The following is a 17,527-nucleotide window of genomic DNA, read 5'->3' as shown; positions in this document are numbered from 1 at the left end:
CGTGACCGGACGGAGGTGCGGGGCGCGATCCCGCCCCCGCCTCCGCAGCGTCCGCCACGGAAGACGGCCGTCTCCCCCCGCCGGCCCGTCCCTGATCAGTCGTTCCCGACCAGACGCCCGACGACGGTGGAGGCCCCAATGGCCCTCTCACGACCGGCCCATTCCGGGCTGGCCCTCTCGCGACTGCTCGACCGGATCTATGATGCCGCAGGCGTTCTCGCCGGCATTGCGATGATTGCGATCGTGCTCATCATCCTGGCGCAGGTGGGTGCCCGCCTCGCCGCCTACCCCTTGCGCGGCGGCGCGCAGTTCGCCGGCTACGCCATGGCGGCAGCCACCTTCCTGGCCCTGCCCCACGCCTTCCGGCGCCACGCCCATATCCGCATCACCATCCTGCTCCAGGCTCTGCCCGGGCGGGCGCGCCTCATCCTCGACGTGATGGGGCTCACGGTCGCGACCGTGATCGGCGCCTGGTTCGCCTGGTGGGCCTGGGATCTCGCCTATATCTCGTGGGAAATCGGCGAGATTTCGCAGGGTGACGTCGCGGTGGCGATGTGGATCCCGCAGATCGTCATGGTCGTGGGCGGCGCGCTCTTCGCCCTCTCTTTGCTGCACACGCTGATCGAGACGCTCGTCACCGGCCGGCCCTTCGTTCCCGAAGGCGAGACCGGGCTGGACGCGGCTGCGGATCGCTGAGACGGGATCTCGACCGATGATGGACCAGACCTATCAGCTGATCGTGCTGCTCGTGGCCCTGCTCGCCTTGCTCGGCGGCGGCATCTGGGTCGGGCTCTCGCTCATGGGCGTCGCCTATATCGCCATGGCGCTGTTCAGCCCCCGGCCGATCGGCGAGGCGATGGCGATCAATGTCTGGACGGCCTCGTCCGGCTGGACGCTGACCGCCCTGCCGCTTTTCGTGTGGATGGGCGAAATCCTGTTCCGCACGAAGCTGTCCGAGAACCTGTTCAAGGGCCTGAGCCCCTGGATGCGCCCGCTGCCCGGCCGGCTGCTGCATGTCAACATCCTGGGCTGCGCGCTGTTCGCGGCGATTTCCGGCTCGTCGGCCGCCACCACCGCCACGGTCGGCCGGATGGCGCTGCCCGAGATGAAGCGCCGCGGCTATCCCGAGAACATGATGATCGGCACGCTGGCCGGCGGCGGCACGCTGGGCCTGCTGATCCCGCCCTCGATCATCCTGATCGTCTATGGCGTCGCGGCCGAAGTGTCGATCGCCAAGCTGTTCATGGCCGGCATCCTGCCCGGCATCGTGCTCGCCGGCCTGTTCATGGGCTATATCGTGGTCTGGTCGCTGCTCCACCCCGACCAGATCCCCGCCGATGACGAGGCGCCGGGCTGGGGCCAGAAGTTCCGGGCGCTCGGCGAACTGCTGCCGGTGGTGGGGCTGATCGCCTTCGTGCTGGGCTCGATCTATACCGGCATCGCCACCGCCACCGAGGCCGCCGCCTTCGGCGTGATCGGCGCCTTCGCCGTCGCCGCGATCGGCCGGGATCTGACCTGGGCCAATTTTTCGGCCAGCCTGATGGGCGCCGTGCGCACCTCGTGCATGATCTCGCTGATCCTGGCCGGTTCCGCCTTCCTGACGCTCGCCATGGGCTTCACCGGCATTCCGCGGGCACTGGCCGATCTGATCGCGAGCTTCAACCTCTCGCCTCTCCAGCTGATCGTGGCGCTGGCGCTGTTCTACATCGTGCTCGGCTGTTTCCTCGACGGCATCTCGGCGGTGGTGCTGACCATGGCCGTGGTCATGCCGATGATCACCCAGGCCGGCATCGATCTGATCTGGTTCGGCGTCTTCATCGTGATCGTGGTGGAAACCGCCCAGATCACCCCGCCGGTCGGCTTCAACCTCTTCGTGCTCCAGGGCATGACCGGACGCAGCATCACCTACATCGCCCGGGTCGCCGCACCCATGTTCGCGGTGATGGTGGTGATGCTGATCCTGATCACGCTGGTGCCTGAAATCGTCACCCTTCTGCCCGGCGGCATGGTGCGGGACGTGGGCTGACGCCCGCGGCTCCCGCGCCTTCGGCCACGATCTTCCGTCCTCACCCACCCCGCGCATCGGATCGAGTTTCAACGATGACCGCTTCCGCTCCCCTCACCCGCGACGCCTGGCAGTTCTGGATCGATCGCGGCGGCACCTTCACCGACGTGGTGGCCCGCGCCCCCGGGGGCACGGTGCATACGATGAAACTTCTGTCCGAGAACCCCGAGCGCTATGACGATGCGGCGCTGGCCGCGATCCGCGCCTTCCTGGAAGTCGAGGCGGGTGCCGCCATCCCGGCCGAGCGGATCGCCGCGGTGAAGATGGGCACCACCGTCGCCACCAATGCGCTGCTGGAGCGCAAGGGCGAGCGCACGGCGCTGGTCATCACCCGCGGCTTCCGCGATGCGCTGCGCATCGGCTATCAGAACCGCCCCGACATCTTCGCCCGTGAAATCACCCGCCCCGAGCTGCTCTATGAGCGCGTGGTCGAGGTGAACGAGCGCGTCGCCGCCGATGGCCGGGTGCTGGAGGCGCTGGACGAGGCGGCGGCCGAAGCCGCCCTCCGCGAGGTTTACGAGACCGGCATCCGCGCGGTCGCGATCGTGCTGATGCACGGCTATCGCTGGCATGATCACGAGCTGGCCCTAAAGGCGCTGGCGGCGAAGGTCGGCTTCACCCAGATCTCGGTCAGCCACGAGGCGAGCCCGCTGATGAAGCTGGTCGGCCGGGGCGACACCACGGTGGTCGATGCCTATCTGACCCCGATCCTGCGCCGCTATGTCGACAAGGTGGCGGGCGCGCTGGGCGGCGCGCCGCTGATGTTCATGCGCTCCAATGGCGGCCTCACCGACGCCGATCTGTTCCAGGGCAAGGACAGCATCCTGTCGGGCCCGGCGGGCGGCGTGGTCGGTGCGGTGCGCACCGCCGCCATGGCCGGTTTCGACAAGCTGATCGGCTTCGACATGGGCGGCACCTCGACCGACGTGATGCATTTCGCGGGCGAGTATGAACGCGCCTTCGACACCGTGGTCGCCGGGGTGCGCATGCGCGCGCCGATGATGCGCATCCATACGGTGGCCGCCGGCGGCGGCTCGATCCTGGGCTTCGACGGCGCCCGCTTCCGGGTCGGCCCCGACAGCGCCGGCGCCAATCCCGGCCCCGCCTGCTATCGCCGCGGCGGTCCGCTGGCGGTCACCGACTGCAATGTGATGGTCGGCAAGGTCCGCCCGGAATACTTCCCGAAGATCTTCGGGCCCGAGGGCGACCAGCCGCTCGACGCCGAAGCGGTGCGCCTGGCCTTCGAGGCGCTGGCCGACCGGATCGAGGCCGCGACCGGCGAGCGCCGGGCGCCCGAGGCGATCGCCGACGGCTTCCTGAAGATCGCGGTCGACAACATGGCCAATGCCATCAAGCAGATCTCGGTTCAGCGCGGCTATGACGTCTCGTCCTATGTGCTCGCCTGCTTCGGTGGCGCCGGCGGCCAGCATGCCTGTCTGGTGGCCGATGCGCTGGGCATGACCCGGGTCTTCGTGCATCCGCTGGCCGGCGTGCTCTCGGCCTATGGCATGGGCCTGGCCGATATCCGGGCGATGCGCGAGCGGGCGGTCGAGCAGGAGGTTTCGGACGCGACCATCGCCGACCTCGATGCCCTGCTGGCCGAGCTTGCCGCCGAGACCACGGCCGAGCTGACCGGCCAGTCGATGCCGGAAGAGCGGATCACCGTCGCACGCCGGCTGCATGTGAAGTATCGCGGCAGCGACAGCACCATCTCGGTCGATCATGGCAGCGCCGCAGAGATCGTCGCGCGCTTCGAAGATGCCCATCGCCAGCGCTTCGGCTTCGTCATGTCCGGCAAGGCGCTGGTGGTCGAGGCGGTCGAGGTGGAGGCGATCGGCGCCACCGACCAGCCCGAAGATCCCGTGCTGCCCGCCGCCCCGGCCGGCCACATCCTCGGCACCATGGCCACCACCCGCTTCTATTCCGACGGCGAGTGGCACGAGGCGCCGGTCTATGATCGCGACGTCATGCAGCCGGGCGACCGGGTGCAGGGCCCCGCGATCGTGATCGAGGCGACCGCCACCACCGTGGTCGAACACGGCTGGGCGGCCGAGCTGAACGAGCGCGGCCATCTGATCCTGACCCGCGTCATCCCGCGGCCCAAGCGGGTCGCGATCGGCACCGATGCCGATCCGGTCATGCTGGAGATCTTCAACAATCTGTTCATGTCGATCGCCGAACAGATGGGCGCCACGCTTGAGAACACCGCCCATTCGGTGAACATCAAGGAACGGCTGGACTTCTCCTGCGCGATCTTCGAAAGCGACGGCGCGCTGGTCGCCAATGCCCCGCATATGCCGGTACATCTGGGATCGATGGGCGAAAGCGTGCGCGCGGTGATCCGCAAGCATGGCAGCGCCATGAAACCGGGCGACGTCTTCGTGCTGAACGCGCCCTATAACGGCGGCACCCATCTGCCCGACATCACCGTCATCACCCCGGTCTTCGCCGAGGATGCGGCGGCGGGAGACGAACCGCTGTTCTTCGTGGCCTCACGCGGCCACCACGCCGATATCGGCGGCAAGACCCCGGGCTCCATGCCCGCCGACAGCCGCCATATCGACGAGGAAGGCGTGCTGATCGACGGCATCCGCCTGGTCGATCAGGGCCGGCTGCTGGAAGCGGAGATGCGCGACCTGCTGTCGTCGGGCAGCTATCCCTCGCGCAATCCCGACCAGAACATGGCCGATCTCAAGGCCCAGATCGCGGCCTGCGAGAAGGGCGTGACCGAGATCCGGCGCATGGTCCGCCAGTTCGGGCTGGACGTCGTGAAGGCCTATACCATCCATGTCCGCAAGAATGCCGAAGAGGCGGTGCGGCGCGCGATCGCCAAGCTCGACGGCGGCAGCTTCGCCTACGAGATGGATGACGGCGCGGTGGTGAAGGTGACCATCACCATCGACCGCGAGGCCCGCGAGGCGGTGGTCGATTTCGAGGGCACCTCGGCCCAGCGCGACAACAACTTCAACGCCCCCTCTGCCGTCTGCCGGGCCGCTGTGCTCTACAGCTTCCGCACCCTGGTCGACGACAAGATCCCGATGAATGACGGCTGCCTTGAGCCGATCCGCCTGCGCATCCCCGAAGGCTCGATGCTGAACCCGCTCTACCCGGCGGCAGTGGTGGCCGGCAATGTCGAGACCTCGCAGGTCGTGACCGATGCGATCTATGGCGCGCTCGGCGTGCAGGCGGCCGCCCAGGGCACGATGAACAACCTCACCTTCGGCAATGCCCGCCACCAGTATTACGAAACCATCTGCGGCGGCTCCGGCGCCGGCCCGGATTACGACGGCACCGATGCGGTCCACACCCATATGACCAATTCGCGCCTGACCGATCCGGAGGTGCTGGAATGGCGCTTCCCGGTGGTGCTGGAAGCCTTCGAGATCCGCGCGGGCTCGGGCGGGGCCGGGCGGCATCACGGCGGCAACGGCGCCCGCCGCCGGCTGCGCTTCGAGGAAGAGATGACCGTCTCCCTGCTCTCGAACCGCCGCCGGGTGGCGCCCTTCGGCCTTGCGGGCGGTGGCGACGGTGCCCCCGGCCGCAACTGGGTGGAACGCACCGATGGCAGCCGCGAAGACTTCGGGGCCTGCGCCACGGTCGAGATGACGCCCGGTGACGTGTTCGTGATCGAAACGCCCGGCGGCGGCGGCTATGGTGAGCCGCCCCAGGACAGATGAGACCCTCCCCATGACGACATCCGGCACCAGCAAGGCGGCCCCCCGGGCCGCCACCCTCCCCGACCCGTCCACCCCTGCCGCATCGCGGCCGGGGGGCGGGCGCGGGATCGTGAACTCCGCCCATCTGGTCTCAGACAAGAGCCCCGAACTGTCGGAGTTCGAATTCGGCCTGATCATCGCCGCCCACGGCTTCCAGCGCTGGATGACCCGGTGCATGGGGGCGGCGGGGCTGCGCGATCTGGGGCAGCTCGACGTGCTGGTGCTGCACACCGTCAACCACCGCGCCCGGCTGAAGAAACTGGCCGATATCTGTTTCGTGCTGAACATCGAAGACAGCCACACCGTCGCCTACAGCCTGAAGAAGCTGCAGAAGGCGGGGCTGGTCTCCGCCGCCCGCAAGGGCAAGGAGGCGCTCTATGCCACCACGCCCGAAGGCGAGCAGGCCTGCCTCACCTATCGCGAAGTCCGCGAGCGCTGCCTGATCGACTCGCTCCACTCCCTCGGCCTCTCCAACCAGGAGATCGGCGATCTGGCCCAGCGGCTGCGCGCCCTCTCGGGCCTCTATGATCAGGCGGCGCGGGCGGCGACGTCACTCTGACCGGGCGGGACCACCGGCGGTATCGGCTGGTGGTCCCGGCGGGCAAACTGCATCGGGTCGGCCCGACGCGTTTGCCGTGATCACTTGAATGCACTGCCGGCAGATGTCATGTCTTGCACGACACATGTCGGAGTCAGGCCATGTCGGAAACGATGGTACGCCCAGCAGAGCTGGAGCAGGCAGGGCAGATGCTGGGGGGCCGAAAGGTGCTGAAGCATCTGCCGGCCACGGAGCTGGAAGCCCACGATCTTGTCAGACGTGGTCTCCCCGCCGAAGCCCTTGGTCATCTCGTCGATGCCCTGATTATCCTTAAGCGGCCAGAGCAGCTGGAGGCAGCACTCGGGGTCAGCATCCGCACCTTCCAGCGGCGCAAGACCGATTCAAGGCCGCTCGACCCCGACCAGAGCGGGCGAGCCTGGCAGTTCGCCAGGATCCTGGCACGAGCGACGGAGGTTTTCGGCAGCCAGGAAGCCGCTGAGCGTTGGCTGGAGATGCCGGCTCTTGCCCTGGATCGGCGCCGGCCGATCGACCTGCTCAGCACGCATGACGGGCTGACGCTGGTCGAAACACTGCTCACCCGCCTGGATTACGGGGTCTATACGTGACCCCGTTGCCGGGCAGGCTGGGCACGGGTGAGATCCATGGCTGGCGAATCGACACACAGCGACATGCCCCGGCCTGGGACAGCGGCGAAGGTGCCTTCCGGGTCGGCGGGCGCTGGAACGGACGGGGTGTGCGTGCCGTCTATGCCTCCATCGACCCGGCAACGGCCATCGCCGAGGTCGCCGTGCACAAGGGCTTCGACACGCTCGATACCGTCCCGCATGTGCTTACGGCCTTTCGGATCGATGATACGGCTTCGATCCATGTCGTACAGCCGGATGATCTCCCCAATCCGAACTGGCTTATGCCTGGGCCGCCGACCAGAGGCCAGCAGGCCTTCGGCAACGAACTGCTCGCCATTCATCCGTTCATCCTGATTCCGAGCGTCGTCTCCCGCAACAGTTGGAACCTGATATTCACCGCCGGCGCCGCAGCCGGCCGGTACACGCTTCTCGGCCAGGAACGGCTGGCCATCGATCCACGCTTCGCACCATCCCGGTAATACCAGCCCTGCGCCCGCCCGTCTTGACAGACCCATCTCGTTCTGAGACGTAATGCCCCGGTACGTTCTCAAAACAAGATGATCCCACCCCCCATGGATCTCGTCTCCCTCGACATCTTCCGCACCGTCGTCGAAGAAGGCAGCGTCACCGGCGCCGCCCGGCGGCTGGATCGGGTGCAGTCCAACGTCACCACGCGGCTGCGCCAGCTGGAAGCCGATCTGGGGGTGGCGCTGTTCAGCCGCGATGGCCGGCGCATGACGCTGACCTATGAAGGCCGCGTGCTGCTCGATTACGCCCACCGCCTGCAATCGCTGGTGGCCGAAGCCCGTGCGGCGCTGATGCCGGGGGCCGAACGGCTGAGGCTCGGCGCCATGGAGAGCACGGCCGCGAGCCGGCTGCCCGGGCCGCTGGCACGGTTCCGCGCCATCCGACCCGACGCCGTGATCGATCTGGTGACCGGGCCGACCGACAGGCTGGTCGGCGACGTGGTGGGGCATCGGCTGGATTGCGCGCTGGTTGCCCGACCGCCGATACGGCTTCTGGCCGACGATCCCCTGCCCCATCCGGAGCTGACCGAACGCACGGTGGTGACCGAAGACCTCCTGCTCGTCGCACCGGCCGGGGCCGGCGAAAACCAGCCGCCGGCCGCCCTTGCGGTGCTGGAGCCGGGCTGCACCTACCGCCGGATCGCCGAAAACCTGCTGGTCCGGCCAGCCGCCGCCGAAGGCCGGATGGTGCGGGTGCACCAGCTGAATTCCTATCACGCGGTCATGGCCTGTGTGGCGGCCGGCACGGCTTCAGGCGTGATGCCACGCTCGGTCTTCACTCTCCTGGCCCCGCCCGAAGATCTGCGGGTCCGCAGCCTTGGCCCGGTCGAGACCGTGCTGGTGGCGCGCCGGGACTATCGCAGCGCCGGCTTCGAGACCCTGGCCGCCCTGCTGGCAGAGGTTGCGTGATGACGACGCTCTCCCCCCGCGCGTCGTCCCGCCGCAATCGCAGCCTGAAACGCAAGCTGAAGCTCCGCCGCCGTCTTGCAGCCCGGATCTTCAATCCCATTCTCCCCGGCGCCACGATCCGTGCCCGGGCGATCGGCGCGGTGGGCGCGCTCACTGCCGTGGCGGCAACCAGCCTGGTGGCCCACTGGATCCTGGGGCCGGGCTGGCATCTGCCGGTGCTGGTCGCCCCCACCGGCGCCTCGGCCGTGCTGCTCTTCGTGCTGCCGTCGAGCCCGATGGCCCAGCCCTGGCCGATCGTCGGCGGCACGGTGATCTCGGCCCTGGTCGGCATCGCCACCGCCCGGCTGGTGCCGGATGCGACACTCGCCGCCGGGCTCGCGGTCGCCGCCGCGATCGGCATGATGTCGGTGCTGCGCTGCCTGCACCCGCCGGGCGGCGCGGTCGCCCTGTCGGCCGTGCTGGGGGGCCCCACCATCACCGAAACCGGCTTCGCCTATGCCTTCGTACCGCTGGGCCTGAACGCGCTGATCCTGGTCGCGACCGGCTTCCTGTTCCACCGCCTGTCGCGCCAGCACTGGCCGCTTCGCGCCACGCAGCCGGCCAGCCAGCCGGTGGGCGCCCGCCGCTTTACCCCGGAAGACATTGCCGGCGCGGTCGATGACATGGGCACCGCGGTCGACATCAGCCGCGAGGATCTGGAAACCCTGATCCGCCGCATCGAGGCCCGCGCCGCCAGCCGCCTGGCCCGTGAAAGCCGCACCCGCCGCCACCATCATCGCCACCGCCCGTCCTGATACGATAGCGGCCGCCCGGCACGGTGCCGCCCCCTGCGGCACTCGCCGGACAGGCGACAAAGCTTTGGAATCGCAGCCGATTCGAAGCGGTCATCGACCGGTCGCCACGGTCGGTACCGCCCGTGCGGCTGCCCTCCCGTCAAATCTCTCCGTGGACTATCGTCTACTATTCTGTACAATCATAACGCGTGTGTTTGTCTACCTAAAAGGGCTTTGTGCGGGGGTTTAAGAACCGTGAATGGATACATGGCGCGAACCTCAGGCATGCAATCTTGCTCTATACAGAATCTATCAACAGGTTGATCGAGGTCGTCATGGCGATGCTGAGCAAATTTGACTTCACGGACTTGCTGACCGGAATAAGTACCCGAACCCGGAGACCGGAAGACATCTTGTCCGGCATCCGCGCATCTGATCTTGAAGGCGTCATCTTCCCGCGCTTTTCCGACGACGAGTACACGCCCTTTGCCTCGGGTGAGGCCATCCATGATGGCGATCATTCGGGATACCTGGTGCTCCACCGGAGCACGGTACAGCAGATGTCCGAGGGCCCCGGCGACAGCTCCGACGCTCCCGACTATATCTACTCGGTCGCCGAAGGGGACATTGACGATTTCGCGGCGATCAAGGGGGCCGCGGGTTTTTTTACCAACCATCCGGGCAAGACCACATTCTCTCCGGTGCAATCCGTATCAGAGGGAAAATCGACGATCATCGCCGCGAATATCGACTATCACGAAAGCGACGAGCCCGTTGACCTTCACTTCCGGACGAAGAGCGGCGAATCCCGCGTCGTCAGGACCAGAAAGCGCTGGATCTCGACGGTCGATATCGATGGCCGCGAAGCCCGGATATATGAAGGCGACATGGTGGCGATGTCCGGATCACGGGGCCTGGTCTTCGCAGGCGCACGTCTGGTCGCGCCGTCCCGGATCGACACTCTCTACACCCTGCTGACCGACGCCTATCTGGCGGCCGAGACGGAATTCGGGCCGGCCTTTGCCTGGGAACGCATCTCGGATACGAGCTTCTTTGCCGCCCATCGCGCGGACATTCAGGAGATTGTCGGGTCGGATGAATTCTCGGGCTTCCAGTCCCTGATCGGCTTCTGTCGTGCCCAGTCGCCGTTGCGGGTCTATGTGAACGTTCACAACACCGCCTGTGTGGTCCGGGCACGGCTGCTCGCCTCGACGCTGACCTTCGATGAGTCCGGCCTGTCGATCGACTGCAACGACGCCGCGCTGGGGGTTGGTCTGCTTCGTGACGAAAGGATGTGGATCGAGCCGTCGGACATCGACATCCTGCGCATTCTGTTCCTCGGAGACGACTGCACGACGAAAGAGCATTACGACCGCATCGTCCGCCAGTACGAGCGCCGGCACGGAGATCGCTACTACTCGATCTTCTCCGCCCGGCCGGGCGCGATCTGCGTCGTCAGAACCCTGTGCATGCCGTTCAGCAAGTTTCTGCCCGACAACTTCGACATTGCGGATTTTGCAGCGAGGCACGGTCTTGATCCTGCAAAGACGCAAAGCGCCTTCCGCCGGTTGAGCGGCGAGCGGGAGGTCTATCACGGCTGCCGCGGCATCCGCCTCTTCTCGATCCGCCCGGATCTGGCGCGCCTGTGGCTGCGGACCGTGCTGGGCGCGCTCGCGCGTGCAAATGCAGACGGCGCCGCGGTGAAGGTCCGGTTCCTGCTTGCCACGCTCACGCTTCCCGACGAGGCCTCGCGCTTCATCGTGACGCTCGAAGAGGTCGCGTCTTCCATCTTCGGCAGCGTGAAGGCGGCCCCGATTGAAGGGGCGGCCACCATGCTGGAGACCGGCGGCGCCTTCATCTGCCTGGAAAGCATCCTCCGGCAGCGCGGCCACGAGCTGGGCATGGTCGGCGGCCTGATCGGGTCCAACGATTTCACGACCGCCTGCCTCAACATGAACCGCAGTGACGCGCCGCGCCATCTGATCCCCGGCTATGTCGAACAGGGCTTTTTTGCCTCCAGCCCGTTCACCCATGTCCAGGTATCCGTGGTCGGTCGCGCAATGCATGAAGCGCTGCAGCGGTCCACCCGCCTTGCCCTGGAACTGGATCAACAGTTCACCTGGGGTCTTGCGGGCGAGCTGACCACCGACTGGCATTCCGTCCAGTGGCTGGCGCGATTCCTTGCCCCGGCCGGCCTGACCTATCTGTCGACCAGCCCCGAGACCATCATCGCAGCGCTGCTCGCCTCCACCGCGACCCGGTATCAGCGGCCGGAAGTCAGTCGCGCCGCCTGAACGCAGCGCAGCGGCTCAGGTCCCGATCAGGCGATTTCAGCTGATCGGGACCTGGTCCCGCCTCCGGTGCCGGCGCGGCATCTTTGGCCGGTCAGGTGATCGACTTGACGTATTTCGTGCCATCGATCACGAGAAGCCACAAGACCGCTTCCGTCGTGTCGTTGACCATTTCATGGGTGCAATCGGCATCGAAAAAAAGACTATCGCCTGTTTTCATGATGATTTTCCGATCGTTCAAGTGGACGCTCAATTGGCCCGCCAGAACGAAGATGTATTCGTGAATGCCCTTCTTGTGCGGGGAAAAAGGGCCCGTGCGCCCGCCGGGTCCGAGTTCATTATGGACGACGTCGACCCCACGCCCTGGAAAAATGGGCGAAAGAGCGCGGCGGACGAAGCCACGTGCGCTGTCGTGAAGGACAGGCTGCGCATCGGCGGGCAGATATATGATGCTGTTTATGTCGTCTTTGCTCAGCAGGTCTGAAATTCCCACCTCCAGGGCTTCGGCAAGCTTGCCGAGCGTCGTGGCCGAAACACCGCCGTCACCGCGCTCGATCTTCGAAATCATCGCCTTGCTGACCGAGGATGCCGCGGCGAGCGCCGACATCGACAGCCCGCGCAACTGGCGGATCGCTCTGAGGTTCTTGCCAATATCTTCAGCCGACTGCTGTGCCATTGCCTCTCCGCTGCGCCGCTCGCAGGTTGCATCCAGGACCTTGCCGCAACACTACCAAAATTTTCCCGATCTGCCCGGCTGGACGAGTCGGTAGACATATGTCTACTATTCTATAACGATTCAACCGTCGAGTTATCGGAGGTGGGTGATGTCGCCAGATGAACCGCAAGGCCTCAGCCGAAGGTCGCTGCTCACCAGTGCCGGCGCGCTCGGCGTTGGTGTGCTTGCAGCGCCGGTTGGCCTGGCCCGCGCCCGGCAGGCCGGGGATACCGGCGAAAATGCAGAGGCGCAGCAGGCGGCCGATGCGGCACAGCCGGATGCGGTCGACGGCTATCAGAGCCTCAGCCTGGACGACGCCGCGATCGTGGAGGCGCTGGTCGGCCATATGTGGCCGGCCGACGATCTGTCGCCCGACGGCGTCGCGCTCGGGATCGCCACCTTCATTGACCGCCAGTTGGCGGGAGCTTACGGGCAGGGCGATCGCCTGTATCTGAGCGGCCCGTTCAGACAGGGAAAGCCGGAGCACGGTTATCAGCTTGCCTGTACGCCGGAGCAGTACTTCAAGGCCGGGCTGCGCCAGGTCGCGGAGGTCTCGGCGCAACGTTACGCGGCACCGCCGGATCGTCTGACGACAGATCAACTGGAAGAGCTGCTGCACGTCATATCGCAAGCGCCGCCGCAGCCCGCCGCTTTCGCACTGAATACCTGGTTCAACGAGCTGTTCTACCCGCTGTTCGTTCGCGGCGCCTTTGCCGATCCGATCTATGGCGGCAACCGCGGCAAACAGGCGTGGCGGATGATCGGCTATCCCGGTCTGCCGGCCACCTATGCGACCGACATCGTGACCTGGCGCGGCCGCAGGCATCCGGCGTCTGACTCGCCCATGTCGATTCAGGATTTCTCCTGAGACCGGGAGCGCCGTTCAGGCGCCCGAGCACTCCTCCGAAATGGCTTCAGCGAGGCAGCAATGGCGACGCGACTCCCTGAAAAAGAGATCGTTGTTATCGGCGGCGGCCTGACCGCAGGTCTGGTGGCCCGCAAACTGGTACCCGCCGGACGAGAGGTGCTCGTTCTGGAGCGCGGCCCGGACTGGTCGGGGTCGGCGGTGGGCGAGCTGCCGCATCAGCGGGACGAGCTGCGGTGGGCGACCTATCGCGGCATGACCCGCCGCGAAAACGTCGAGACCTACACCCTGCGCCACAGCCCGGACGAGGAGGCGCTGCCGATGCGGCAGTTGCTGTCCTTCCTGCCCGGCTTCGGCGTGGGCGGGGCGGCTCAACACTGGAACGGCCAGACCTGGCGCTTTTCCGAATCCGATTATGTTCTGAGACAGCATCTGACGGAGCGTTATGGGGCAAAATCCATTCCGGACGGGATGACGATCCAGGATTGGGGGCTCACCTACCGCGATCTCCAGCCCTATTACGAGGAATTCGAAGCGCTTTTCGGCATTGCCGGCAAGGCGGGCAATCTGAGGGGCGTCAGGCAGGCAGGCGGCAATCCCTTCGAACCCTGGCGCGCCACGGAATATCCGCTTCCCCCGCTGGAGATGTCGGAGGCCTCGCAGATCTTCAAGGACGCGACCGGGCAGCTGGGCTATGAGGCGTTTCCGCTGCCGGCTGCCAATGCCAGCCAGCCATACCGGAACCCGGACGGGATGCAGCTGGGGCAATGCCAGTATTGCGGCCATTGCGAACGCTTCACCTGCGAAGCGAACGCGAAGGCAACGCCGGCCTCTCTGCTCTTTCCGCTCGTCCGGTCCCGCCCGAATTTCGAACTGCGCGCCGGTGCGGAGGTCATCCGTCTCAACACGACCGCCGACGGGACCCGTCTGGAGAGCGTGAGCTATGTCGACGTGGCGACAGGACAGGAATTCATCCAACCCGGCTCACTCTTCGTTCTGTGCAGCTACACGCTGAGCAATGTCCGCCTGCTTCTTCTGTCGAAGATCGGCACGCCCTATGATCCGGTCACCCGCACCGGTACGGTCGGGAAGAATTATTGTTATCAGGTGACATCCGGCCTGAACATGTTCTTCCCGGACAGATACATAAACCCCTTCATGGGGGCCGGGGCGCTGGGTTTCGTCATCGACGACTTCAACAACGACAATTTCGATCACACCGGCCTGGGCTTCCATGGCGGCGGATACATCTCCGCAACCCAGACGAATGGCCGCCCGATCGATACGAGACGCCTGCCGCCCGGCACGCCCCGCTGGGGATCGGCCTGGAAAAAGGCAAATGCCGACTGGTATCTGCGGTCCATGGGCCTTTCGGTTCACGGGTCGAATTATGCCAATGCCCGGAACTACATGGACCTGGACCCCGATTACAAAGACCAGTGGGGGCGGCCGCTTCTGCGCATCACCTTCGACTTCGACGACAACGATGCTCTCATGTGTCGGTACGTGAACGGCAAGATGGAAGAGATTGCCGCCGCGGCCGGTGCAAAGATCGTCGGCAAGGCGAGTGTCCGCAAGAGCCCGTACGACACCAGACAGTATCAGTCGACGCATAATACCGGTGGGACGATCATGGGCTCCGATCCCGGTTCTTCCGTCGTGTCCCCGCACCTTCAGAGCTGGGATGTGGAGAACCTGTTCATCTCGGGGGCAAGCGTGTTCCCCCAGAATTCAGGGTACAACCCCACCGGACCTGTGGGCGCCCTGGGTCTGAGACTGGCGGAAGATCTTCTGTCGTATCTGTCCGGCCCGAGGCGCCTGGGATGAATACTGTCGGAAAAACGATCCTGGGTCTGGCGGCAATCCTTGCCTCGGCTACCCCCGCCAGGGCTGACCCGGCGAGGGGGGAAACGCTCTTCGCCGCTTGCGCGGCCTGTCATCAGACAGGCCAGACCAGCAGCCGCACGGGCCCGAGTCTTCGGGGAATAATCGGACGACCCGCAGGAAGCCTGGACGATTTCCGATACAGCCGGGCGATGAGCCAAAGCGGGATCGTCTGGAGTGAAGACAATATCAGCCAGTTTATCCAGCACCCTCAAGGTTTTCTACGGGGCACCCGGATGGCATTTTCCGGCATTCGATCCGAGCAGGACAGGTCGGATATCATTGATTATCTGAAGAGTATTTCAAGATAACAACGCGACGCGACCGCTTCCGGGATAGGACAGGAGAAGACAGGCATGCGTATCTTGATCTTGGGGGCCGGCGGAATCGGCGGCTATTTCGGCGGCCGACTGGCGTCGTCCGGGGCCGACATCCGGTTCCTGGTCAGACCCTCCCGTGCAGAGGTGCTGGCCCGGGACGGGCTGGTCGTCAGAAGCCCTCTGGGGGATCTCCATACTCCCGTCACGACATTGACGGCGGCAACGGCCCCGGTCGATGCGGTGTTGCTGGCCTGCAAGGCATACGACCTGACGGAGGCGATGGAGGCGGTGGCGCCTGCCATCGGCCCGTCCACCGTGATCCTGCCGCTTCTGAACGGCGTCCGCCAGCTTGACATGCTCGACGCCCGTTTCGGCCGCAAACATGTGCTGGGCGGGCTGTGTCACATCGGGGTAACGGTGAACCCGGCCGGCCAGATCCTGCACCTCAACACGCTGCAGCGCCTTGTCTTCGGGGCCCGGAGCGCGGACCAGGCGGATGCGGTGGAACGGCTGTTCGAGGCCATCCAGCCGGGCGGTTTCGACCTCGCCCTCAGCCCCGCCATCGTGCAGGACATGTGGGAGAAGTTCACGTTTCTCGCCACATATGCGGGAATGACGACGCTCATGCGTGCGCCGATCGGCGCCATCATGGCTGCCGACGACGGCGAGGCGATCATGCGCGAGATGCTGGACGAATGTCTGGCGACGGCGACCGCCGGCGGCTATCCCCCGCGTCCGGATGCCATGGCGCAGATGACCTCTTCCCTGACCGAGCGCGGTTCGGCAGGCACGGCGTCGATGTTCCGCGACATGGCGCGCAACGGCAGGACCGAACACGAGCATGTCATCGGCGACATGCTCGCCCGCGCACGGAAGGCGGGCGTGCCTGCTCCGCTGCTCCGGCTCAGCCTGGCAAACATGCAGGCCTACGAAGCGCAGCGTTCCGGCACGGCGGCCGGATGATGCCGGCGCGTCCAACCGCCTGGCTCAACGGTCTGGTCGGCGTGGTGATCTTCAGCGGCTCGCTCCCCGCCACGCGCCTGGCCCTTCTGGGGTTCGATCCGCTTTTCCTCACCTATGCGCGCGCCACGATCGCCGCCGCGGCCGGCGCCCTCGCGCTCTCATTGTTGAAGCAGAAGCGGCCGCGCCGGGAAGAGATGGCCGGCCTGATCCTGGTCGCAGCGGGCGTCGTCATCGGCTTTCCGCTGCTGACGGCCCTGGCGCTGGAGCACATCACCGCCGCACGCGGGCTTCTCTACATCGCCCTGCTACCGGTGATGACGGCCCTTTTTGCAGTCGTGCGGGCGGGAGAAAGGCCACGTCTTCCGTTCTGGCTGTTTTCGTTCGCAGCCAGCCTTCTGGTCATGGCCTTCGCCGTCTCGACCGGGCGCGTCGCCGGCACCCTGCCGGGCGATCTCATGATGCTCGCGGCCATCATTCTCTGCGGACTGGGCTATGCCGAAGGCGGCCGTCTCTCGCGCCGCCTGGGTGGCTGGCAGGTCATCAGCTGGGCCCTGCTCATGACGCTGCCCGTGATGTTGCCTCTCGCGCTGTTCGCCTGGCCGGAAAATCTGGCGGAGGTCACCCCGCCGGCGGTGCTTGCGCTGCTCTATGTCGGCCTGTTCAGCATGCTGATCGGCTTCATCTTCTGGTATCGCGGCCTGGCCCAGGGCGGCATCGCCAGCATCGGCCAGCTGCAGTTCCTTCAGCCCTTTCTCGGGCTGGCCCTGGCCGCCGCCATCCTTGGAGAGCCGGTCGGCTGGTCTCTTCTGGTCGTCATGATCCTGGTGATCGGCTGCGTCGCCGCCGCACGGCGTTTCGCCTGACCGGCCTCATCCCTGCGGATGGCCATCCATCTGGTTCCTGGCCTTCAGCTTGTGGCCGACCTCGACGATGGCATCCAGGGCCGGCAGCAGTTCGGTGCCGAGCGGCGTCAGGCTGTATTCTACCGAAGGCGGCGTCGTTGGCTGAATGGTGCGTGTGATCACGCCACGGCCTTCCAGTTCCCGAAGCCGCTGCGACAGCACCTTGGCCGAAACCGGCGGAATATCGAGGCGCAATTCATTGAAGCGCCGCGGGCCTGCACGCAGGTGCCAGATCACATTCGGTGCCCAGGCCCCGGCAATGACCGCCATGCACTCGGTCAGGGCGCAGGTCGGTGGCGGGGGCGCACTTCGGTTCTTGCGGAGTTTCAGGCTCATCTGCACGACCAGGTTACTGCCGGGAAACCCGGATATCTGATAACCAATGGAAACCTGCTTGGCAAGGGTAACCTGC

General features: G+C 66.1%; 16 protein-coding genes. 14 read left to right on the top strand and 2 right to left on the bottom strand.

The genetic code is table 11. The features are described 5' to 3' along the window. Positions 1 to 138 precede the first annotated feature (138 nt). The 9 genes from P7L68_RS11180 (at position 139) to P7L68_RS11140 (ending at position 11,469) form a co-directional block, all read left to right on the top strand. Positions 139 to 696, top strand: coding sequence for a TRAP transporter small permease (locus tag P7L68_RS11180; RefSeq protein ID WP_372005255.1), 558 nt, complete (start codon positions 139 to 141; stop codon positions 694 to 696). Positions 697 to 715: 19 nt separating this feature from the next. Next, entirely contained in the window at positions 716 to 2,026 is a 1,311-nt protein-coding gene (locus P7L68_RS11175) for a TRAP transporter large permease (RefSeq protein ID WP_372006820.1), read from the top strand. Between the two features lie 74 nt (positions 2,027 to 2,100). Next, the gene (locus tag P7L68_RS11170) at positions 2,101 to 5,742 is read left to right on the top strand and encodes a hydantoinase B/oxoprolinase family protein (RefSeq protein WP_372005252.1); all 3,642 of its coding nucleotides are present in this window, start codon (positions 2,101 to 2,103) and stop codon (positions 5,740 to 5,742) included. A 10-nt stretch (positions 5,743 to 5,752) separates the two neighbouring features. Beyond that, positions 5,753 to 6,340 (top strand): winged helix DNA-binding protein, encoded by a 588-nt coding sequence (locus P7L68_RS11165; RefSeq protein ID WP_372005250.1) that lies wholly within the window; start codon positions 5,753 to 5,755, stop codon positions 6,338 to 6,340. Between the two features lie 140 nt (positions 6,341 to 6,480). After that, a complete protein-coding gene (locus P7L68_RS11160; protein WP_372005248.1) occupies positions 6,481 to 6,945 on the top strand; it encodes an antitoxin Xre/MbcA/ParS toxin-binding domain-containing protein in 465 nt (154 codons plus the stop codon). Further along, positions 6,942 to 7,445, top strand: a complete 504-nt coding sequence (locus tag P7L68_RS11155; RefSeq protein ID WP_372005246.1) for an RES family NAD+ phosphorylase — start codon at positions 6,942 to 6,944, stop codon at positions 7,443 to 7,445. The genes P7L68_RS11160 and P7L68_RS11155 overlap by 4 nt, the downstream gene beginning before the upstream one ends. A 93-nt stretch (positions 7,446 to 7,538) precedes the next feature. After that, positions 7,539 to 8,402, top strand: coding sequence for a LysR family transcriptional regulator (locus P7L68_RS11150; RefSeq protein ID WP_372005244.1), 864 nt, complete (start codon positions 7,539 to 7,541; stop codon positions 8,400 to 8,402). Beyond that, positions 8,402 to 9,196: an HPP family protein gene (locus tag P7L68_RS11145; protein WP_372005243.1), complete on the top strand. Its 795-nt coding sequence runs from the start codon at positions 8,402 to 8,404 to the stop codon at positions 9,194 to 9,196. Before P7L68_RS11150 ends, P7L68_RS11145 begins: the two co-directional genes overlap by 1 nt. A gap of 299 nt (positions 9,197 to 9,495) precedes the next feature. Then, the gene (locus P7L68_RS11140; RefSeq protein ID WP_372005242.1) at positions 9,496 to 11,469 is read left to right on the top strand and encodes a putative PEP-binding protein; all 1,974 of its coding nucleotides are present in this window, start codon (positions 9,496 to 9,498) and stop codon (positions 11,467 to 11,469) included. Positions 11,470 to 11,560: 91 nt separating this feature from the next. On the opposite strand, the gene P7L68_RS11135 is transcribed toward P7L68_RS11140, so the two are convergent. Continuing rightward, on the bottom strand, positions 11,561 to 12,142 hold the full coding sequence (locus P7L68_RS11135; RefSeq protein WP_345958503.1) for an XRE family transcriptional regulator: 582 nt from the start codon (positions 12,140 to 12,142) through the stop codon (positions 11,561 to 11,563). A 148-nt stretch (positions 12,143 to 12,290) separates the two neighbouring features. On the opposite strand from P7L68_RS11135, the gene P7L68_RS11130 reads away from it, so the two are divergent. The 5 genes from P7L68_RS11130 to P7L68_RS11110 are packed head-to-tail and all read left to right on the top strand — an operon-like array spanning position 12,291 to position 17,076. Continuing rightward, positions 12,291 to 13,049, top strand: coding sequence for a gluconate 2-dehydrogenase subunit 3 family protein (locus P7L68_RS11130; RefSeq protein WP_372005240.1), 759 nt, complete (start codon positions 12,291 to 12,293; stop codon positions 13,047 to 13,049). A 60-nt stretch (positions 13,050 to 13,109) separates the two neighbouring features. Then, the gene (locus P7L68_RS11125; protein WP_372005238.1) at positions 13,110 to 14,873 is read left to right on the top strand and encodes a GMC family oxidoreductase; all 1,764 of its coding nucleotides are present in this window, start codon (positions 13,110 to 13,112) and stop codon (positions 14,871 to 14,873) included. Beyond that, a complete protein-coding gene (locus P7L68_RS11120) occupies positions 14,870 to 15,241 on the top strand; it encodes a cytochrome c family protein (RefSeq protein ID WP_372005235.1) in 372 nt (123 codons plus the stop codon). The genes P7L68_RS11125 and P7L68_RS11120 overlap by 4 nt, the downstream gene beginning before the upstream one ends. Positions 15,242 to 15,286: 45 nt before the next feature. Next, positions 15,287 to 16,213 (top strand): 2-dehydropantoate 2-reductase, encoded by a 927-nt coding sequence (panE, locus tag P7L68_RS11115; protein WP_372005233.1) that lies wholly within the window; start codon positions 15,287 to 15,289, stop codon positions 16,211 to 16,213. After that, a complete protein-coding gene (locus P7L68_RS11110) occupies positions 16,213 to 17,076 on the top strand; it encodes a DMT family transporter (RefSeq protein ID WP_372005231.1) in 864 nt (287 codons plus the stop codon). Before panE ends, P7L68_RS11110 begins: the two co-directional genes overlap by 1 nt. A gap of 6 nt (positions 17,077 to 17,082) precedes the next feature. Here P7L68_RS11110 and P7L68_RS11105 read toward each other — a convergent pair whose 3' ends face one another. After that, a complete protein-coding gene (locus P7L68_RS11105; RefSeq protein ID WP_372006819.1) occupies positions 17,083 to 17,457 on the bottom strand; it encodes a winged helix-turn-helix transcriptional regulator in 375 nt (124 codons plus the stop codon). Positions 17,458 to 17,527 lie beyond the last annotated feature (70 nt).

The organism is Tistrella mobilis (genome assembly GCF_041468085.1).
GTDB lineage: Bacteria > Pseudomonadota > Alphaproteobacteria > Tistrellales > Tistrellaceae > Tistrella > Tistrella mobilis_A.
This window is presented reverse-complemented; position numbering and strand designations above follow the sequence as displayed.